This window comes from Luteimonas sp. R10, from assembly GCF_045689605.1.
GTDB lineage: Bacteria > Pseudomonadota > Gammaproteobacteria > Xanthomonadales > Xanthomonadaceae > Luteimonas.
This window is the reverse complement of the sequence record NZ_CP141262.1, coordinates 1,935,557-1,950,357: the sequence shown is the minus strand read 5'-3', so window position 1 is coordinate 1,950,357 and position 14,801 is coordinate 1,935,557. Positions and strand designations below refer to the sequence as shown.

Sequence of the window (14,801 nt, the reverse complement as noted above, 5' to 3'; positions counted from 1 at the left end):
GCCTGCCGTCCGTTCCATCGGGAAGCAATGATCTCCAACGTCTTCAACACCCTGCACCTGCGCTATCGCGCCTCCGGCGTTTCCGCTGTCTTCTCGCCGCGCAAGCCGCGCCATCCGCTGCTGCGGGTGGCCTTCGGGCTGCTCGGCCTGGCGTTGCTGGCGGTATTGCTGGTCTTCGGCGTCGTCATCGGCGCCGCCATGCTGACGGCCGGACTGGCGATGCGCCTGCTGCGCCGGCGCGGACAGCCGGTTTCCGCGCGCGAGCGCCGGGGCGCGCTCGACGGCGAATTCCGCATCGTCGACAAACCCCTGCTGCGCTGAGGCCGCCCATGAGCGACGTGGTTCCGGCAGCCGCGGCGCCGCGCATCGCGGTGCGCGGCGGTGGCAGCTTTCCGGTGCGTCGCATCTACTGCGTCGGCCGCAACTTCGCCGACCACGCCCGGGAAATGGGGGCGCAAGCGCCGGCCTCGCCGGAAACGCGCGGGCAACCGGTGTTCTTCATGAAACCGGCCGATGCGGTCGTCACCGGCCGCGACGTGCCCTATCCGCCCGGCACCCGCGATCTTCACCACGAGGTCGAACTGGTGGTGGCGCTCGGCGCCGACGCGCCCGACGGCGAACTCGCCATGGAGCGCGCGCAGGCATTGGTGTTCGGCTACGGCATCGGCCTGGACCTGACCCGCCGCGACCTGCAGGCCGCGGCCAAGGCCAAGGGCCTGCCCTGGGACACCGCCAAGGCCTTCGATCACTCCGCGCCGGTCAGCCGGCTGGTCGCGGCCGCCGAGCTCGGCGATCTCGGCGAACGCACGCTGTCGCTGCAGGTCAACGGCGAGGTCCGCCAGCGCTCGCGCCTGGACGCGATGATCTGGAGCGTGGCGGAGATCCTGCACGAGCTGTCGAAGCTGTACGCGCTCCGCGCCGGCGACCTGGTGTTCATGGGCACCCCGGCCGGCGTCGCCGCCCTGCAGCCCGGCGACCGCTGCCACGCGGCGCTCGACGACGCCATCGCACTGGACTGCGAGATCGTCCCTGCCCGGGTATAGTCGGCGCGTCCACCACCTGGAGACCGCGGCATGGGCATGGGTTCGGAGTTCAGGGAATTCGCGATGCGCGGCAACGTCGTCGACCTCGCGGTCGGGGTCGTGATCGGTGCCGCGTTCGGCAAGATCGTCACCGCGCTGGTCGACCAGATCGTCATGCCGCCGCTCGGGCTGCTGATCGGAGGCGTCGACTTCAGCGACCTGGTCATCACCTTGCGCGAGGCCACCATCGATGCCGCCGGCGAGACGGTTCCGGCAGTGGCGATCGGGATCGGCGAGTTCCTCAACGTGCTGCTGCAGTTCGTGATCGTCGCCTTCGCCATCTTCCTGGTGGTCAAGGGCATCAACCGCCTCAAGCGCAAGCAGCAAGCGGAGGAGGCACCACCGGAGGCGACGCCGGAAGACGTGCTGCTGCTGCGCGAGATCCGTGATTCGCTGAAGCGGGCGCCGTAATCCCAATCGTCATTCGCGTCCGCCGTTTCCGGCGTTCGCGATGCCGGCCGGACGCTCGCACGCGTCCGGCACCCATTGACGGAGCCGCGGCTGATAAGCTCGCGGCTCCGTTTTTTTGCCCCGGAGTTCCCATGCGTTTCGCGTCGCTGCTCCTCGCCCTCGCTCTCGCCACGCCCGCCGTCGCTCAGCAGCAGACGCGCATCCCCGACGCCGCGCTCGCCACCGCGGCGCAGCTGCGCGAGCAGGCGCTTGCCGACGATACGGGCTGGAAATTGATCGAATCGCTGACCACCGAAGTCGGGCCGCGCCTGCCCGGCAGCGAGGCGGACGCGCGCGCGGTGGCCTGGGCCAAGAAGAAGTTCGCCGAGTTCGGCTTCGACCGCGTCTGGACCGAGCCGGTCACCTTTCCGACGTGGCAGCGCCGCGGCGAGCATGCGCAGGTGCTCGGTGCGAACGCGCAACCGTTGCTGGTCACTGCGCTCGGCGGCAGCCCGGGCGGCGAGGTCGAGGCGGAGATCGTGCGCTTCGCCGATTTCGCCGCGCTGGAGGCCGCGCCCGAGGACATGCTGGCCGGCAAGATCGCCTTCGTCGACTACCGCATGGCGCGCACCCGTGACGGTAGCGGCTACGGCGACGCGGGGCCGATCCGCGGCCGCGGGCCCTCCGTGGCGAGCACCAAGGGCGCGATCGGCTACCTGATGCGCTCGATCGGCACCAGTCCGCACCGGGTGGCGAACACCGGGATGACCCGCTTCGCCGAAGGCGTCGAGCCGATCCCCGCGGCGGCGCTGTCGCTGGTCGACGCCGACCAACTGGGACGGCTGCTCGAACGCGGCCCGGTGCGGGTGCGGCTGGCGCTGGACTGCGGCTGGGACGGCGAATACACCTCACAGAACGTGATCGGCGAGATCACCGGGCGCGAGTCTCCGGAACAGGTGGTGGCGATCGGCGGGCATCTGGACTCCTGGGACCTCGGCACCGGCGCGGTCGACGACGCCTCCGGCATCGGCATCACCATGGCCGCGGCGCGCCTGATCGGGCAGCTGCCGCAAAAGCCCAGGCGCAGCATCCGCGTGATCGCGTTCGCCAACGAGGAGCAGGGCCTGATCGGCGCACGCCAGTACGCCGAGCGCCACGCCGGCGAGGTCGCCGAGCACGTGATCGCCGCGGAAAGCGACTTCGGCGCCGGCCGGATCTACGGCTTCAATACCAGCGCACCCGACCATGCCCGGGCCGCCACCCAACAGATCGCCGAGGCGCTGGCGCCGCTGGGGATCGAATACATGCCGGGGGAAGGCGGCCCCGGCCCGGACTTCATCCCGCTGTCGCAGGCCGGCGGCGCCTGGGCGTGGCTGGCGCAGGACGGCACCGAGTATTTCGACCTGCACCACAACGCCGACGACACCCTGGACAAGGTCGACCCCGAGGCGGTGGCGCAGAACGTCGCCGCCTACGCGGTGTTCGCGTACCTGGCGGCGGAGGCGGACGGCGATTTCGGCAGCGCGGCCGGCGCCTCGCAGATGCCCGAGTAGCCGCGCGGACGCGCCACGGGACCGCACGAGCCGGCGATCGCGCACCGTTGCCGGACTTCGAATCGCGCGAATTCCTGCCCGACCACATCGCCGAGAACCGCAGCCACGGCGACGAGAGAAGTCCCGCCGGCGAGGCCGACCATCACACCACGGGTGCCCTGCTACGAAGTGCTCAGGACGATGCGAGCCACCGGGCCTGAGACCCGGGCAGGATCACGCGGGGCAGCGCATCCGCCACGCCGCCAGCAGCACCGCGGTGGCGGATGCGACGTTGAGGCTTTCGACCGCGCCGCTGCCGGGGATCGACAGCCGCAGGTCGCAGTCGGCCGCCACGGCCTCGCCCAGGCCCTCGCCCTCCGCGCCCAGCACCCAGACCAGGCGCTGCGGCAGGCTTGCCGCGAACAGGTCGGCGCCGTCGCGCGCAACCGTGGCGGCCAACGCGAACCCGGCCTGGCGCAGCTTCGCCATCGCGTCGCCGGCGTCCTCCAGCCGCAACAGCGGCACCGCCTCGGCGCCGCCCTCGGCCACGCGCGCGGCGGCGCCGGACAGGGCGAGCGTCGAGTGCGCCGGCAGCAGCACCGCCGAGACGCCGAAATGCGCCGCCGAGCGCAGGATCGCGCCGAAGTTGTGCGGATTGCCGACCCCGTCGAGCCACACCGCGCAGCACGGCCCTTCCGGCAACCCGCGCAACCACGGATCCAGCGTGCCCGGCGCCTGTCGCAGCACGTCGGCGACCACGCCCTCGTGGTGCGAGCTGGCCGCGAGCTTGCCCAGTTCCGCGTCCTCGACCACGCGATAGCCGATCCGGTGCGCGACGCACCACTTGAGCAGCGGCTGCAGCGACGCGATGCGCGCCTGCGCCAGGTACAGCTTGCGGATCGCCTGCGGACGCCGCGCGAACACCGCCTGCACGGCATTGACGCCGTACAGCCGCACCTCCTCCTGGCGGCCCGGCCGCGGAGACTCGCGCGGCGGCTGCGCCGCGCGCTTGCGCGCGCCCCCGGCCCAGGGCGACCCGGATCCGGATCCGGAAGGCCGGCCCGGCATCGACTACTCCCGGTTGCGCCAGAAGTCGGCGTTGCGGATGCCCAGCGCTTCCGGGTCGAAGCTCGGGTCCACGCCCGCCGCCTGCTGCCGCTCGTAGTCGCGCAGCGCCAGCAGCGCCGGCTTCTGCAGGATCAGGATGGCGACGATGTTGAGCCAGGCCATCAGGCCGACGCCGATGTCGCCGAGCGTCCACGCCATCTCCGCGCTGCGCACCGCGCCGAAGGTCACCGCCGCCAGCACCCCGATCCGCAGCGCGAACACCAGCCACGGCCGGTGCACCTTGCGGTTGATGTAGGTGACGTTGGTCTCGGCCATGTAGTAGTAGGCGAGGATGGTGGTGAAGGCGAAGAACAGCAGCGCCACCGCCACGAACCCGGCCCCGTAGCCGGGCAGCACCGATTCGACCGCGTGCTGGGCGAACCCGGGCCCGGCCTCGATGCCGGGCAGCGCCTCGACGAGCATCTCGCCGCCGCGGCCGACCACGTTGTACATGCCGGTGGAAAGGATCATGAAGGCCGTCGCCGAGCACACCAGCAGGGTGTCGACGTAGACCGAGAACGCCTGCACGAAGCCCTGTTTGGCCGGGTGCGACACCTCGGCCGCCGCGGCATGGTGCGGGCCCGTGCCCTGCCCGGCCTCGTTGGAGTAGATGCCGCGCTTGACGCCCCACTCGATCGCCAGGCCCAGCACCGCGCCCAGCCCCGCCTCCAGCCCGAACGCGCTCTTGAAGATCAGCGCCAGCATCGCGGGCAGCGCCGACGCGTTGAGGAACATGATCACCAGCGCGATCAGCAGATAGGCCAGCGCCATGAACGGCACCACCACCTGGGCGAAGCTGGCGATGCGCTTGACGCCGCCGAAGATGATGAAGCCCAGCCCCACCACGACGAACGCCGCCGTCGCGCTCGGCGGCACGCCCCAGGCGTTGGTCATGCTCGAGGCGATCCCGTTGGCCTGCACGCCCGGCAGCAGGAAGCCGGTCGCGGCCACGGTGACCACCGCGAACAGCCACGCGTACCAGCGCTGTCCCATCGCCTTCTCGATGAAGTAGGCGGGACCGCCGCGGTAGCGGCCGTGGTCGTCCTTCTCCTTGTAGATCTGCGCCAGGGTCGACTCGACGTAGGCGGTGGACGCGCCGAAGAACGCGACCACCCACATCCAGAACACCGCGCCGGGACCACCGAAGGCGATCGCGGTGGCGACGCCGGCGATGTTGCCGATGCCCACGCGCCCCGACAGCGACATCGCCAGCGCCTGGAACGACGACACGCCGGCGTCGGACTTGGTGCCGCTGAGCATCAGCCGGACCATCTCGCCGAACTGGCGGACCTGCATGAACCGGGTCCGGATCGAGAAGTACAGGCCGGCGCCCAGGCACAGGACGATCAACGGCGTGCTCCAGATGACGCTGTTGAGGGTATTGACGATCTGTTCCACTAGGCGTGCTCCCCGGTTGGACGGCATTCGGTCCGCGACGCGAACGAAGCCTCGATTCTCCATGATCCCGGCACAAACGCGAAACTGCGCGGTGGATCCGGTCGGAGAACGGTCCCGGCGGCATCGCCCCCACTCCGGTCGGCGCTCTGTCGGAGCGGCGGGGATCGCGACTCCCGTCGCTTCCACAGGAGGCGAGAACCGGATGTGGGAGCGACGGGAGTCGCGACTGCTTCTGCCGGCGCGGGGTCGCGGCGGGGCGGCTGCCTTCCCTGCGTCGCGACTTCCGTCGCTCCCACAAGGGCCCCCGACCACCGCGCATCATGCCTGCCTACGGGGAAGCGTCGGGATCGCGCCTGACTTTCGCGAACACGCGCAGGTCGTGCAGGCGGCCGCGCTTGCGCACCGCGCAGTGCTGCACGCCCTCCTCGACGAAGCCGTTCTTCTGCAGCACCCGTGCCGAGGCCGGGTTGCAGTCGAGCACGGTGGCGAACAGGCGGTACAGCGCCAACTCGCACATCACCCAGGGCGCGAACGCGGCCACCACGCGGGTCATCGTGCCGCGCCCCCAATGCGCGCGGCCGAGCCAATAGCCGAACTCGGCGCTGTGCGCCCGCTCGCCGCTTCCGGGGCGGGCGCCGATGCCGCCGCAGGCCTCGCCGTCGATCTCGATCGCGAATACCGGCTGGGACAGGTCGACCACCTCGCCCGACAGGAAGCGGATGCCGTCCCCGCGCGTGTACGGGTGCGGAAAGCGGTCGCTCACCGCGCGCGAGACCTGCGCATCGTCGGCATGGCGCAGCAGCGCGTCCAGGTCGTCCCGGCGCCAGCGGCGCAGGACGAATCCGTCGCCGCCGAGACGGGCCGCGCCCCAGCGATCCGCCGATTCAGGCATGGCCGCTGACCGGCGGCGTGTCCGCCTCCAGCTGCTCCAGCTTCTGCGCCAGCGCCTCCGGCGAGCGCGTGAACGGCGCCAGCAGCGCGTAGAACGCCGGCACCACGAACAGCGACAGCAGGCTGGCGAAGGCGACGCCGAAGATCACCACCACGCCGATCGTGGCGCGGCTGGCGGATCCGGGGCCGCCGGCCACCACCAGCGGCACAGCGCCGGCCATCGTCGCGATCGAGGTCATCAGGATCGGGCGCAGGCGCACCGCGGCGGATTCGGCGATCGCCTCGGTGACGCTGCGCCCGTCGTCGCGCAGCTGGTTGGCGAACTCGACGATCAGGATGCCGTTCTTCGCCGCGAGCCCCACCAGCATGATGACGCCGATCTGGCTGAAGAGGTTCAGCGTGCCGCCGGTGATCCACAACCCGATCAACGCGCCGAGGATCGCCAGCGGCACCGTCAGCATGATCACCAGCGGGTGCACGAAGCTCTCGAACTGCGCGGCCAGCACCAGGTAGACCACCAGCAGCGCCAGGGTGAAGGTGACGATCACCGCGCCGCCGGCTTCCAGATACTCGCGCGACTCGCCTTTCCAGTCGATCTGCGCGTAGTCGGGCAGTTCCTCCGCGACGACCTGCCGGGTCCATTCCAGCGCCTCGCCCATGGTGTAACCCGGCGCCAGTCCGCCGCTGATGGTGATCGCGCGCAGGCGGTTGAAGCGGTTGAATGCGCCCGGCTCGGCGATCTCGCTCAGCGTGACCAGGCTGGCCATCGGCACCAGCGCGTCTCCGCTGCCGCGCACGTAGGTGTTCTCGAGGTCGGCCGGGGTCATCCGGTTCTCGCGCCCGGCCTGAAGCAGCACGTCGTACTCCTCGCCGTCATCGACGAAGGTGGTGACCTGGCGCGAGCCCATCATCGTCTCCAGGGTGCGGCCGACCTCGGTCACCGAGACGCCCAGGTCGGCGGCGCGATCGCGGTTGATGTTGACCCGCATCTGCGGCCGCGTCTCCTTGTAGTCGGAGTCGATGTCGGTGAGACCCGGATTCTCCTCCATCCGCACCAGCATCCGGTCGCGCCACTCGGCCAGGTCCTCGTAGTTGGGGCCGCCCAGCACGAGCTGGTAGCGCTGGCCGCGGCTGCTGACCAGCCCGCCGGGCACGTTGGCGCGCGCCTGCACGCCGGGCAGCACGGCGAGTTTCCGCCGCACCTCGGCCACCAGGTCCTCGGTGGCGATGTCGCGCTTGTCCCAGTCGTGCAGGAACACGATCACCTGCCCGGTATGCATCTCCTCGCTGCCGCCCCAGCCACGCGGCGCGCGCGAGTTGGCGCGCTGGATGGGCTTGTCGTCGCCGATGTACTCGCCCAGGATCCGCTCGACCTGCTGCATCTGACCGACCGTGTAGTCGAAGCCCGCGCCTTCCGGGCCGTCGACGGAGATGAAGAAGCGGCCGCGGTCCTCGGCCGGCGACAACTCGCTGGGCACGCGCCACAGCAGCAGCAGCACCAGCGCGATGCACCCGCCCATCGCCAGCATCATCATCAGCAGGATCCGCCGCCCGGGCAGCGATACCAGGCGCCCGACCTGGCGCCCGTAGCCGGCGCTGACCCGGTTGAGCTGGCGGTTGATCCATGCGTTGAGACCGGTTTCCTTGCCGTGCGGACGCACCAGCTTGGAACACATCATCGGCGTGAGCGTGAGCGCCACGAAGGCCGACAGCGCGACCGCGCCGGCCAGCGCCACCGCCAGTTCGCGGAACAGCCGCCCGCTGTTGCCTTCCATGAAGCCGACCGGCAGGAACACCGACACCAGCACCGCAGTGGTCGCGATCACCGCGAACGCGACCTGTGCGGTGCCGCGCCTGGCCGCGACCAGCGGCGGCTCCCCCAGGTCGGCGCGGCGCTGCACGTTCTCCAGCACCACGATGGCGTCGTCCACGACCAGGCCGATACAGAGCACCAGCGCCAGCAGCGTGAGCAGGTTGATGGTGAAGCCGAACGCGTACAGGGCGATGAACGTGGCGATCAGGCACACGGGGACCGTGACCGACGGGATCAGTGCCGCGCGCGCGCTGCCGAGGAACAGCCAGATCACCAGCACCACCAGCACCATCGCCTCGACCAGGGTCCAGTAGACGCGCTTGATCGCGGCGTCGATGAACACCGTGCCGTCGTAGGCGACGAAGATGTCGGTGCCCTCGGGCAGGGTCTCCTGGATGCGCTCGGCTTCGGCGCGCGCGGCCCGCACCACGTCGAGCGCATTGGCGGTGGAGGTGCGGACGATGCCGATGCCGACGTTGGGCACGAAGTTGCTGCGCAGGTAGGCGCGGCGCTCCTGGGCGCCCAGCTCCACCTGGGCCACGTCGCCCAGGCGCACCACGTACCCGTCCGCGCCCTTCATCAGCGGGATCTGGGCGAACTGCGCCGGCTCGACGTAGCCGCGCTCGACGCGCAGCGTGAAGTCCCGGTCCCTCGACTCGATCCTGCCGGCCGGCAGCTCGATGTTCTCCTCGCGCAACGCGTTCTCGACGTCGTTGGCGGTGACGCCGCGCGCGGCCATCGCGTCGCGATCGAGCCAGATGCGCATCGCGTAGCGCTGGCCGCCGCCCAGGTTCACGCGCGCCACGCCGTCGATCGACGACAGCCGGTCGACGATGTAGCGTTCGGCGTAGTCGGTGAGCTCCAGCGTGTCCATCGTGCTCGAGCGCATGTTGAGCCAGACGATCACGTCGCCGTCCGACTCGGCCTTTTCGATCTCCGGCGCGTCGGCCTCGATCGGAAGCCGGTCCATGACCCTGCTGACCGCGTCGCGCACGTCGTTGGCCGCCGCCTCGATGTCGCGGGTCAGGTTGAACTCGATGTCGACGTCGGCCTCGCCGTTGGAGCTCTCCGATTCGATCGTGCGGATGCCCTCGATGCCGGCCAGCGCGTCCTCGAGGATCTGCGTGACCCGCGTCTCCACCACGGCCGCCGAGGCGCCCGGGTAGTCGACGCTCACCGAGACGATGGGCGGATCGATGTTGGGCAGCTCGCGCAAAGTCAGCCGGTCGAACGACGCGATGCCGAGCACGATGAGCAGCAGGCTCATCACCACGGCCAGTACCGGACGCTTGATCGAGATGTCGGACAGACGCATGCGGGTATCGGTGACCTGTGGGCGGAATGCGGGAACTAATCGTTAGCGGGCGCGGGCGTTTCGATTCGTCCCTGGTCCGCCTGGTCGGCCTGCGCCGCGTCCGGCGCCGGCGTGGGCTGTGCCGGCGGGCCGGTATCCTCGATCGCCATCCCGGTCCGCAGCTTGCCGGTGCCGTCGACGACGATGCGATCGCCTCCCGAGAGCCCGGACACCACTTCCGCGCGGCCGGCGACGCGCGCCCCCACCTCGATCGGGGCCTGTTCGACCGTATCGTCTTCGCGCACGCGGTAGACGAAGGTGTCGCGGCCGACCTGCACGATCGCGATCTCGGGCACCACCAGCGCTTCACGGGCCGGGCGCTCCAGCACCACCTGCATGAGCAGGCCGGGGCGCAGCGCGCCGTCGGCGTTGGGGAAGTCGCCGCGTACGGTGACCGCGCGCGTGTTCGGGTCGATCCGCGAATCCACGGTGGCCACCGTGCCTTCGAACTCGCGTCCCGGATAGGCGACGCTGCGACCGATCAGGCGCTGCCCCGGCGCGAGGTTGGCCAGCTGCGCCTCGGGCACCGGGAAATCCACGTACACGCGCGAGACGTCGTCGAGCGAGGCGATCTCGGTGCCGGGCTGGACCAGCGATCCCGGACTCACCAGGCGCAGGCCGAGCACGCCCGGGAACGGCGCACGGATGCTGCGGTCGCCGAGGTTCGCGCGGATTTCCTGCACCCGGGCGCGCGCCGAATCACGCACTGCACGCTGGGTATCCAGCGACGAGCTGGAGATCAACTGCTGCGCGGCGAGCTGGCTCTGGCGCTCGTGCAACCGGTCCGCCTCGGCCGCCGCGGCCTCGGCGGCGGCCAGCGCCGCGTGTTGCTGGTTCCCGCTGAGGGTCACCAGCACGTCGCCCGCTGCCACCACGTCCCCGCTTTCGAAATGCACCCGCTCCACGGTTTCGCTGACCTTGGCGGTCACCATGATCGATTCGCGCGCCTTCACCGTGCCCAACGCCTGGATGGTGTCGCTCCACGGCTGGACCTGCACGGTGGCGGTGGTCACGGTGGCCGCATTGCCCGCCGGGGCGCGTCCCCCCCCCTGCCCGCTGCCATCGCCGCAGGCGGCGAGCGCCAGAACGGAAGCGAGCGCCAGCACAAGGACCGCCAGGGGCCGGAAGCGATGAATGGACATACTCGGGAGGAAGGTCGAGAAAATCCCACCGATTCTATCCGCTCGGGTCGCGACCGCCGTGTGCCGTCAGGCATGGCAGAAACGCGGCTGCCGCGGTCAACCGCTGGCGCGCTCGCACGTTACGCGGCACTCTGGCCTGCCGAGCCGCCGCGGCGCGCCCGGCGGCACCCGTCCCCGCCCTGTCCGGAGGTTCCGCCATGATCCACGACTCGATCCTCGACACCATCGGCCACACCCCGGTGGTGCGCCTGCACCGGCTGGCGCCGGATCACGTCTCCCTCTACGCCAAGGTCGAGAGCTTCAATCCCGGCGGCTCGGTCAAGGACCGGCTGGCGCTGGCGATCATCCTCGATGCCGAGCAGAAGGGCCTGCTCAAGCCCGGCGACACGGTGGTCGAGGCGACGTCGGGCAACACCGGCGTGGCCCTGGCGATGGTCTGCGCGGCGCGCGGCTACAAGTTCGTCGCGACGATGGCCGAGACCTTCTCCGTCGAGCGCCGCAAGCTGATGCGCGCCTACGGCGCGCGGGTGATCCTGACCCCGGCCGCCGAGCGCGGCAGCGGCATGGTGCGCCGGGCCGAGGAACTGGCCGCGAAGCACGGCTGGTTCCTGGCGCGGCAGTTCCAGAACCCCGCCAACCCGGCCTACCACCGCCAGACCACGGCCGCGGAAATCCTGCGCGATTTCGCCGGCCGCCGGCTGGATCATTTCGTCACCGGCTGGGGCACCGGCGGGACCCTCACCGGCGTCGGCGAGGTGCTCAGGGCCGCGCGCCCGGAGGTCAAGGTGACCGCGTGCGAGCCCGCCGCCGCGTCGCTGCTGCTCGGCAAGGACTGGGCGCCGCACAAGATCCAGGGCTGGACCCCCGATTTCGTGCCGGAGGTACTGAACCGCGACGTCGCCGCGCAGGTGCTGCCGGTCGACGATGCCACGGCGATGGAGGTCGCGCGCCGGCTGGCGGCCGAGGAAGGCCTGTTCGTCGGCATCTCCGCCGGCGCGACCGTGGCCGCGGCACTGGAGGTGGCGCGCACGGCCGGACCCGGCGCGGCGATCCTGGCGATGCTGCCCGACACCGGCGAACGTTACTTCTCGACCCCGCTGTTCGAGGGCGTCAACGAGGGCTCCGACGACGAGTGGCTGGCCGGACTGCCGTAGTCGCACCGCGCCGCGCCGAGCAGTCCTTTCCGCTGCGGTGAGACATGGGCCGTCGCCACGGGTGCCGCCAATGAATAGCCGGCACCTCAAGCTCTGATAATCATTACCTCATCGCGAAGAGCCCGGCGATTTACATCGCCCGTAGCGACGGGCCTTCTGCAACGGAAAAATAGGCCACCGGCGCCGCCTACGCCGCCTTCGACCACTCGCCCAGCGCCGCCAGGCCGTTGTCGCGCGCGCGCGCGTACACCGTCTCCTGCGCCCTGGCGACGTTGTTGACCAGGTCCTCGGACCACAGTTTCAGCGCCGCCTGCTGCATCGCCCGGCCGTAGGAGAACGACAGCGGCCACGGGTGCGGGCCCATCCGGTTCATCGCGTCCAGGTGCGCGGTGGCGTCCTCGTCGGACTGGCCGCCGGACAGGAACACGATGCCCGGCAGGATCGCCGGCACCGCCGACTTCAGGCACATCAGCGTCGACGCGGCCACTTCCTCCACGGGAACCGTCTCCCCGCTGGACTTGCCGGGCAGCACCATCGACGCCTTGAGGATGGTGCCCTCGAGCATGACGTTGTGGTTGTACAGCGCGTCGAACAGCGAACGCAGGGTGACCTCGGTGACCTCGTAGCAGGTCTCGATGTCGTGGCTGCCGTCCATCAGCACCTCCGGCTCGACCATCGGCACCAGGCCGTTCTCCTGGCACAGCGCGGCATAGCGCGCCAGCGCGTGGCTGTTGGCCTCGATGCAGGTGCCGGAGGGGATGTCGTCGCCGATGTTGATCACCGCACGCCACTTGGCGAAGCGCGCGCCGAGCTTGTAGTACTCCTTCAGGCGGTCGCGCAGCCCGTCGAGGCCCTCGGTGACCACCTCGCCCGGAAAGCCGGCCAGCGGATGGGTGCTCTTGTCGACCTTGATCCCCGGAATGATGCCGTTGTCGGCCATGACCTTGGTGAAGGGCACGCCGTCGCGGGTCGACTGGCGGATGGTCTCGTCGTAGAGGATCGCGCCGCTGATGTACTCGCCCAGGTTGGGCGTGGTCAGCAGCAGCTCGCGGTAGGCGCGGCGGTTCTCCTCGTTGTTGGGGATGCCGACGCCGTCGAAACGCTTGGCGATCGTGCCGGTGGACTCGTCGATGGCGATGATGCCCTTGCCCGCGGCGACCATGGCCTGGGCGGTTTCTGCAAGCTGTTCGATGCTCATGTCGTGTCGGTCTGCCTGGCTGCGGGAGGCGCCGAGTATAGCCCGGCGGTCCGTTGCGCCGCCGTCAGCGCGGCGGGAAAAACACGCAAACGCCCGCCGCCGCCGGCGCTTGCGGGAACGCCGTCGCGACCGGGCGGTGCCACCGACCGATCCGGGGCGCCACGCACGGGCGCCCCGGGCCGCCGCCGGATCGATGCAGCCGCCGCCGGCAGGCGATCCGGCTCTCGCCCGGCTAGAGCTCGCCCAGGCCCTCGGCGCGGCCGTCGGTGCCGACCTTCAGCAGCCGCAGGGTATTGGTGGCGCCGTGGGTCTCCATGTGCTCGCCGCTGGTAAAGACCACGCGCTCGCCGGAGGACAGCAATCCCGACTGGACCAGCGTGCCGATGCTGCCGCGCGCCGCCTCGCGCGGGGTCTGGCCGCGGCTGTCGTAATCGATCGGGAACACGCCGCGCATCAACGCCATGCGCCGGCGCGCATCGGCGTGGCGCGAGAAGGCGTAGATCGGCGCGCTGGCACGGAAGCGCGACAGGTAGCGCGCGGTCCCGCCGGACTCGGTCATCGCCACGATCGCGCGCACGCCGATGTGCTCGGCGAGGAACATCGCCGCCATCGCGATCGCCTGGTCGGCACGCTCGAGGTCGCGCGGCGCGGCCTCGAAGTCGGTATCGGCCTCGAACTGCTTCTCGGCGCCGACGCAGATGCGCGCCATCGCCTCGATCGCGCGCACGGGATAATTGCCCGCTGCCGATTCGGCCGAAAGCATCACCGCATCGGTGCCGTCGATGACCGCGTTGGCGACATCGAGCACCTCCGCACGCGTGGGAATCGGGCTGTCGACCATCGACTGCAGCATCTGCGTGGCGGTGATCACCACCTTGTTCTGCGCCACCGCCTCGCGGATGATCTTCTTCTGCAGGCCCGGCAGCTCGGCGTCGCCGATCTCCACGCCGAGGTCGCCGCGCGCGACCATGACCACGTCGCTGGCGTCGACGATCTCCGCCAGGTTCTCGATCGCCTCGGCGCGCTCGATCTTCGACACCAGGGCGGCATCGGAGCCGGCGGCGCGCGCCAGTTGCCGCGCCTCGTTCATGTCGGCGGCGTTGCGGCAGAACGAGACGGCGATGAAATCCACGTCCATCTCGGCGGCCACCGCGATCAGGCTGCGGTCGTGATCGGTCAGCGCCCCCAGCGACAGGCCGCCGCCGAGCCGGTTCAGGCCCTTACGGTCGGACAGCGTGCTGTCGTTGAGCACGCTGGTGACGATCCGTTCGCCCTCGACCGACTCGACCTCGAGCTGCACCACGCCGTCGTCGAGCAGCAGCACGTCGCCGGCGCGCACGTCCTTCGGCAGGTCGAGATAGCTGACCCCGACCTCGCGCTCGTTCCCCGGCGGCGCGTCCTCGCGCGCGACCAGGTCGAAGCGCTCGCCGGTGCGCAGCTGCACCTTGCCCCCGGCGAAGCGCTCGATGCGGATCTTCGGGCCCGGCAGGTCGGCCAGGATCCCGACCTCCACCCCGACCCGCCGCGCCGCCTCGCGGACCGCCTGCGCCCGCGCCTTCTGCGAGGCCGGATCGCCGTGCGAGAAGTTCAGGCGCACCGCGTCCACCCCCGCGCGCAGCAGAGCGTCGAGAACGCCGGGGGGATCGGTGGCCGGCCCCAGGGTGGCGAGGATGCGGGTGCGGCGCTGGTATTCGGTCACGTCAGGTCCCCTACGGCAGGCTGGGAAACCTAGCACAAAGC

The 14,801-nt window shown here is 70.7% G+C and carries 12 protein-coding genes; 5 read left to right on the top strand and 7 right to left on the bottom strand.

All coding sequences use genetic code 11. The features are described from left to right. Positions 1-27: 27 nt before the first annotated feature. The 4 genes from U3649_RS08275 to U3649_RS08260 all read left to right on the top strand — a co-directional run bounded on the left by U3649_RS08275 (position 28) and on the right by U3649_RS08260 (position 3,025). The gene (locus U3649_RS08275) at positions 28-321 is read left to right on the top strand and encodes a hypothetical protein (protein ID WP_407354362.1); all 294 of its coding nucleotides are present in this window, start codon (positions 28-30) and stop codon (positions 319-321) included. 8 nt (positions 322-329) lie between these two features. After that, positions 330-1,043 carry a fumarylacetoacetate hydrolase family protein gene (locus U3649_RS08270; protein ID WP_407354361.1) on the top strand — a complete coding sequence of 238 codons (714 nt, stop codon included), beginning with the start codon at positions 330-332 and terminating at the stop codon, positions 1,041-1,043. Between the two features lie 30 nt (positions 1,044-1,073). Further along, the gene (mscL, locus tag U3649_RS08265) at positions 1,074-1,493 is read left to right on the top strand and encodes a large-conductance mechanosensitive channel protein MscL (RefSeq protein WP_407354360.1); all 420 of its coding nucleotides are present in this window, start codon (positions 1,074-1,076) and stop codon (positions 1,491-1,493) included. 131 nt (positions 1,494-1,624) lie between these two features. Next, on the top strand, positions 1,625-3,025 hold the full coding sequence (locus tag U3649_RS08260) for a M28 family peptidase (RefSeq protein WP_407354359.1): 1,401 nt from the start codon (positions 1,625-1,627) through the stop codon (positions 3,023-3,025). Between the two features lie 213 nt (positions 3,026-3,238). Here the strand turns inward: U3649_RS08260 and U3649_RS08255 are convergent, their stop codons facing one another. The 5 genes from U3649_RS08255 to U3649_RS08235 all read right to left on the bottom strand — a co-directional run bounded on the left by U3649_RS08255 (position 3,239) and on the right by U3649_RS08235 (position 10,709). Beyond that, positions 3,239-4,072 carry a TrmH family RNA methyltransferase gene (locus U3649_RS08255; RefSeq protein WP_407354358.1) on the bottom strand — a complete coding sequence of 278 codons (834 nt, stop codon included), beginning with the start codon at positions 4,070-4,072 and terminating at the stop codon, positions 3,239-3,241. A gap of 3 nt (positions 4,073-4,075) precedes the next feature. Then, positions 4,076-5,509, bottom strand: coding sequence for an alanine/glycine:cation symporter family protein (locus U3649_RS08250; protein ID WP_407354357.1), 1,434 nt, complete (start codon positions 5,507-5,509; stop codon positions 4,076-4,078). Between the two features lie 328 nt (positions 5,510-5,837). Next, complete coding sequence (locus U3649_RS08245) at positions 5,838-6,401, bottom strand: GNAT family N-acetyltransferase (protein WP_407354356.1); 564 nt, start codon at positions 6,399-6,401, stop codon at positions 5,838-5,840. Beyond that, positions 6,394-9,528 carry an efflux RND transporter permease subunit gene (locus U3649_RS08240; RefSeq protein WP_407354355.1) on the bottom strand — a complete coding sequence of 1,045 codons (3,135 nt, stop codon included), beginning with the start codon at positions 9,526-9,528 and terminating at the stop codon, positions 6,394-6,396. Before U3649_RS08240 ends, U3649_RS08245 begins: the two co-directional genes overlap by 8 nt. Before the next feature lie 35 nt (positions 9,529-9,563). Then, a complete protein-coding gene (locus tag U3649_RS08235) occupies positions 9,564-10,709 on the bottom strand; it encodes an efflux RND transporter periplasmic adaptor subunit (protein ID WP_407354354.1) in 1,146 nt (381 codons plus the stop codon). A 197-nt stretch (positions 10,710-10,906) separates the two neighbouring features. Between U3649_RS08235 and cysK the strand changes: the two genes are divergently transcribed. Next, positions 10,907-11,863, top strand: a complete 957-nt coding sequence (cysK, locus tag U3649_RS08230; RefSeq protein ID WP_407354353.1) for a cysteine synthase A — start codon at positions 10,907-10,909, stop codon at positions 11,861-11,863. A 187-nt stretch (positions 11,864-12,050) separates the two neighbouring features. Here cysK and U3649_RS08225 read toward each other — a convergent pair whose 3' ends face one another. Next, on the bottom strand, positions 12,051-13,061 hold the full coding sequence (locus tag U3649_RS08225) for a class I fructose-bisphosphate aldolase (protein ID WP_407354352.1): 1,011 nt from the start codon (positions 13,059-13,061) through the stop codon (positions 12,051-12,053). Between the two features lie 232 nt (positions 13,062-13,293). After that, positions 13,294-14,760 carry a pyruvate kinase gene (gene pyk / locus U3649_RS08220; protein ID WP_407354351.1) on the bottom strand — a complete coding sequence of 489 codons (1,467 nt, stop codon included), beginning with the start codon at positions 14,758-14,760 and terminating at the stop codon, positions 13,294-13,296. Positions 14,761-14,801: the final 41 nt, after the last annotated feature.

What these genes read in the sequence shown, in the direction of transcription:
- U3649_RS08275 (WP_407354362.1), top strand. Translation starts at nt 28, where the DNA reads ATGATCTCCAACGTCTTCAACACCCTGCACCTGCGCTATCGCGCCTCC.
- U3649_RS08270 (WP_407354361.1), top strand. Translation starts at nt 330, where the DNA reads ATGAGCGACGTGGTTCCGGCAGCCGCGGCGCCGCGCATCGCGGTGCGC.
- mscL (WP_407354360.1), top strand. Translation starts at nt 1,074, where the DNA reads ATGGGCATGGGTTCGGAGTTCAGGGAATTCGCGATGCGCGGCAACGTC.
- U3649_RS08260 (WP_407354359.1), top strand. Translation starts at nt 1,625, where the DNA reads ATGCGTTTCGCGTCGCTGCTCCTCGCCCTCGCTCTCGCCACGCCCGCC.
- U3649_RS08255 (WP_407354358.1), bottom strand. Translation starts at nt 4,072, where the DNA reads ATGCCGGGCCGGCCTTCCGGATCCGGATCCGGGTCGCCCTGGGCCGGG.
- U3649_RS08245 (WP_407354356.1), bottom strand. Translation starts at nt 6,401, where the DNA reads ATGCCTGAATCGGCGGATCGCTGGGGCGCGGCCCGTCTCGGCGGCGAC.
- U3649_RS08240 (WP_407354355.1), bottom strand. Translation starts at nt 9,528, where the DNA reads ATGCGTCTGTCCGACATCTCGATCAAGCGTCCGGTACTGGCCGTGGTG.
- U3649_RS08235 (WP_407354354.1), bottom strand. Translation starts at nt 10,709, where the DNA reads ATGTCCATTCATCGCTTCCGGCCCCTGGCGGTCCTTGTGCTGGCGCTC.
- cysK (WP_407354353.1), top strand. Translation starts at nt 10,907, where the DNA reads ATGATCCACGACTCGATCCTCGACACCATCGGCCACACCCCGGTGGTG.
- U3649_RS08225 (WP_407354352.1), bottom strand. Translation starts at nt 13,061, where the DNA reads ATGAGCATCGAACAGCTTGCAGAAACCGCCCAGGCCATGGTCGCCGCG.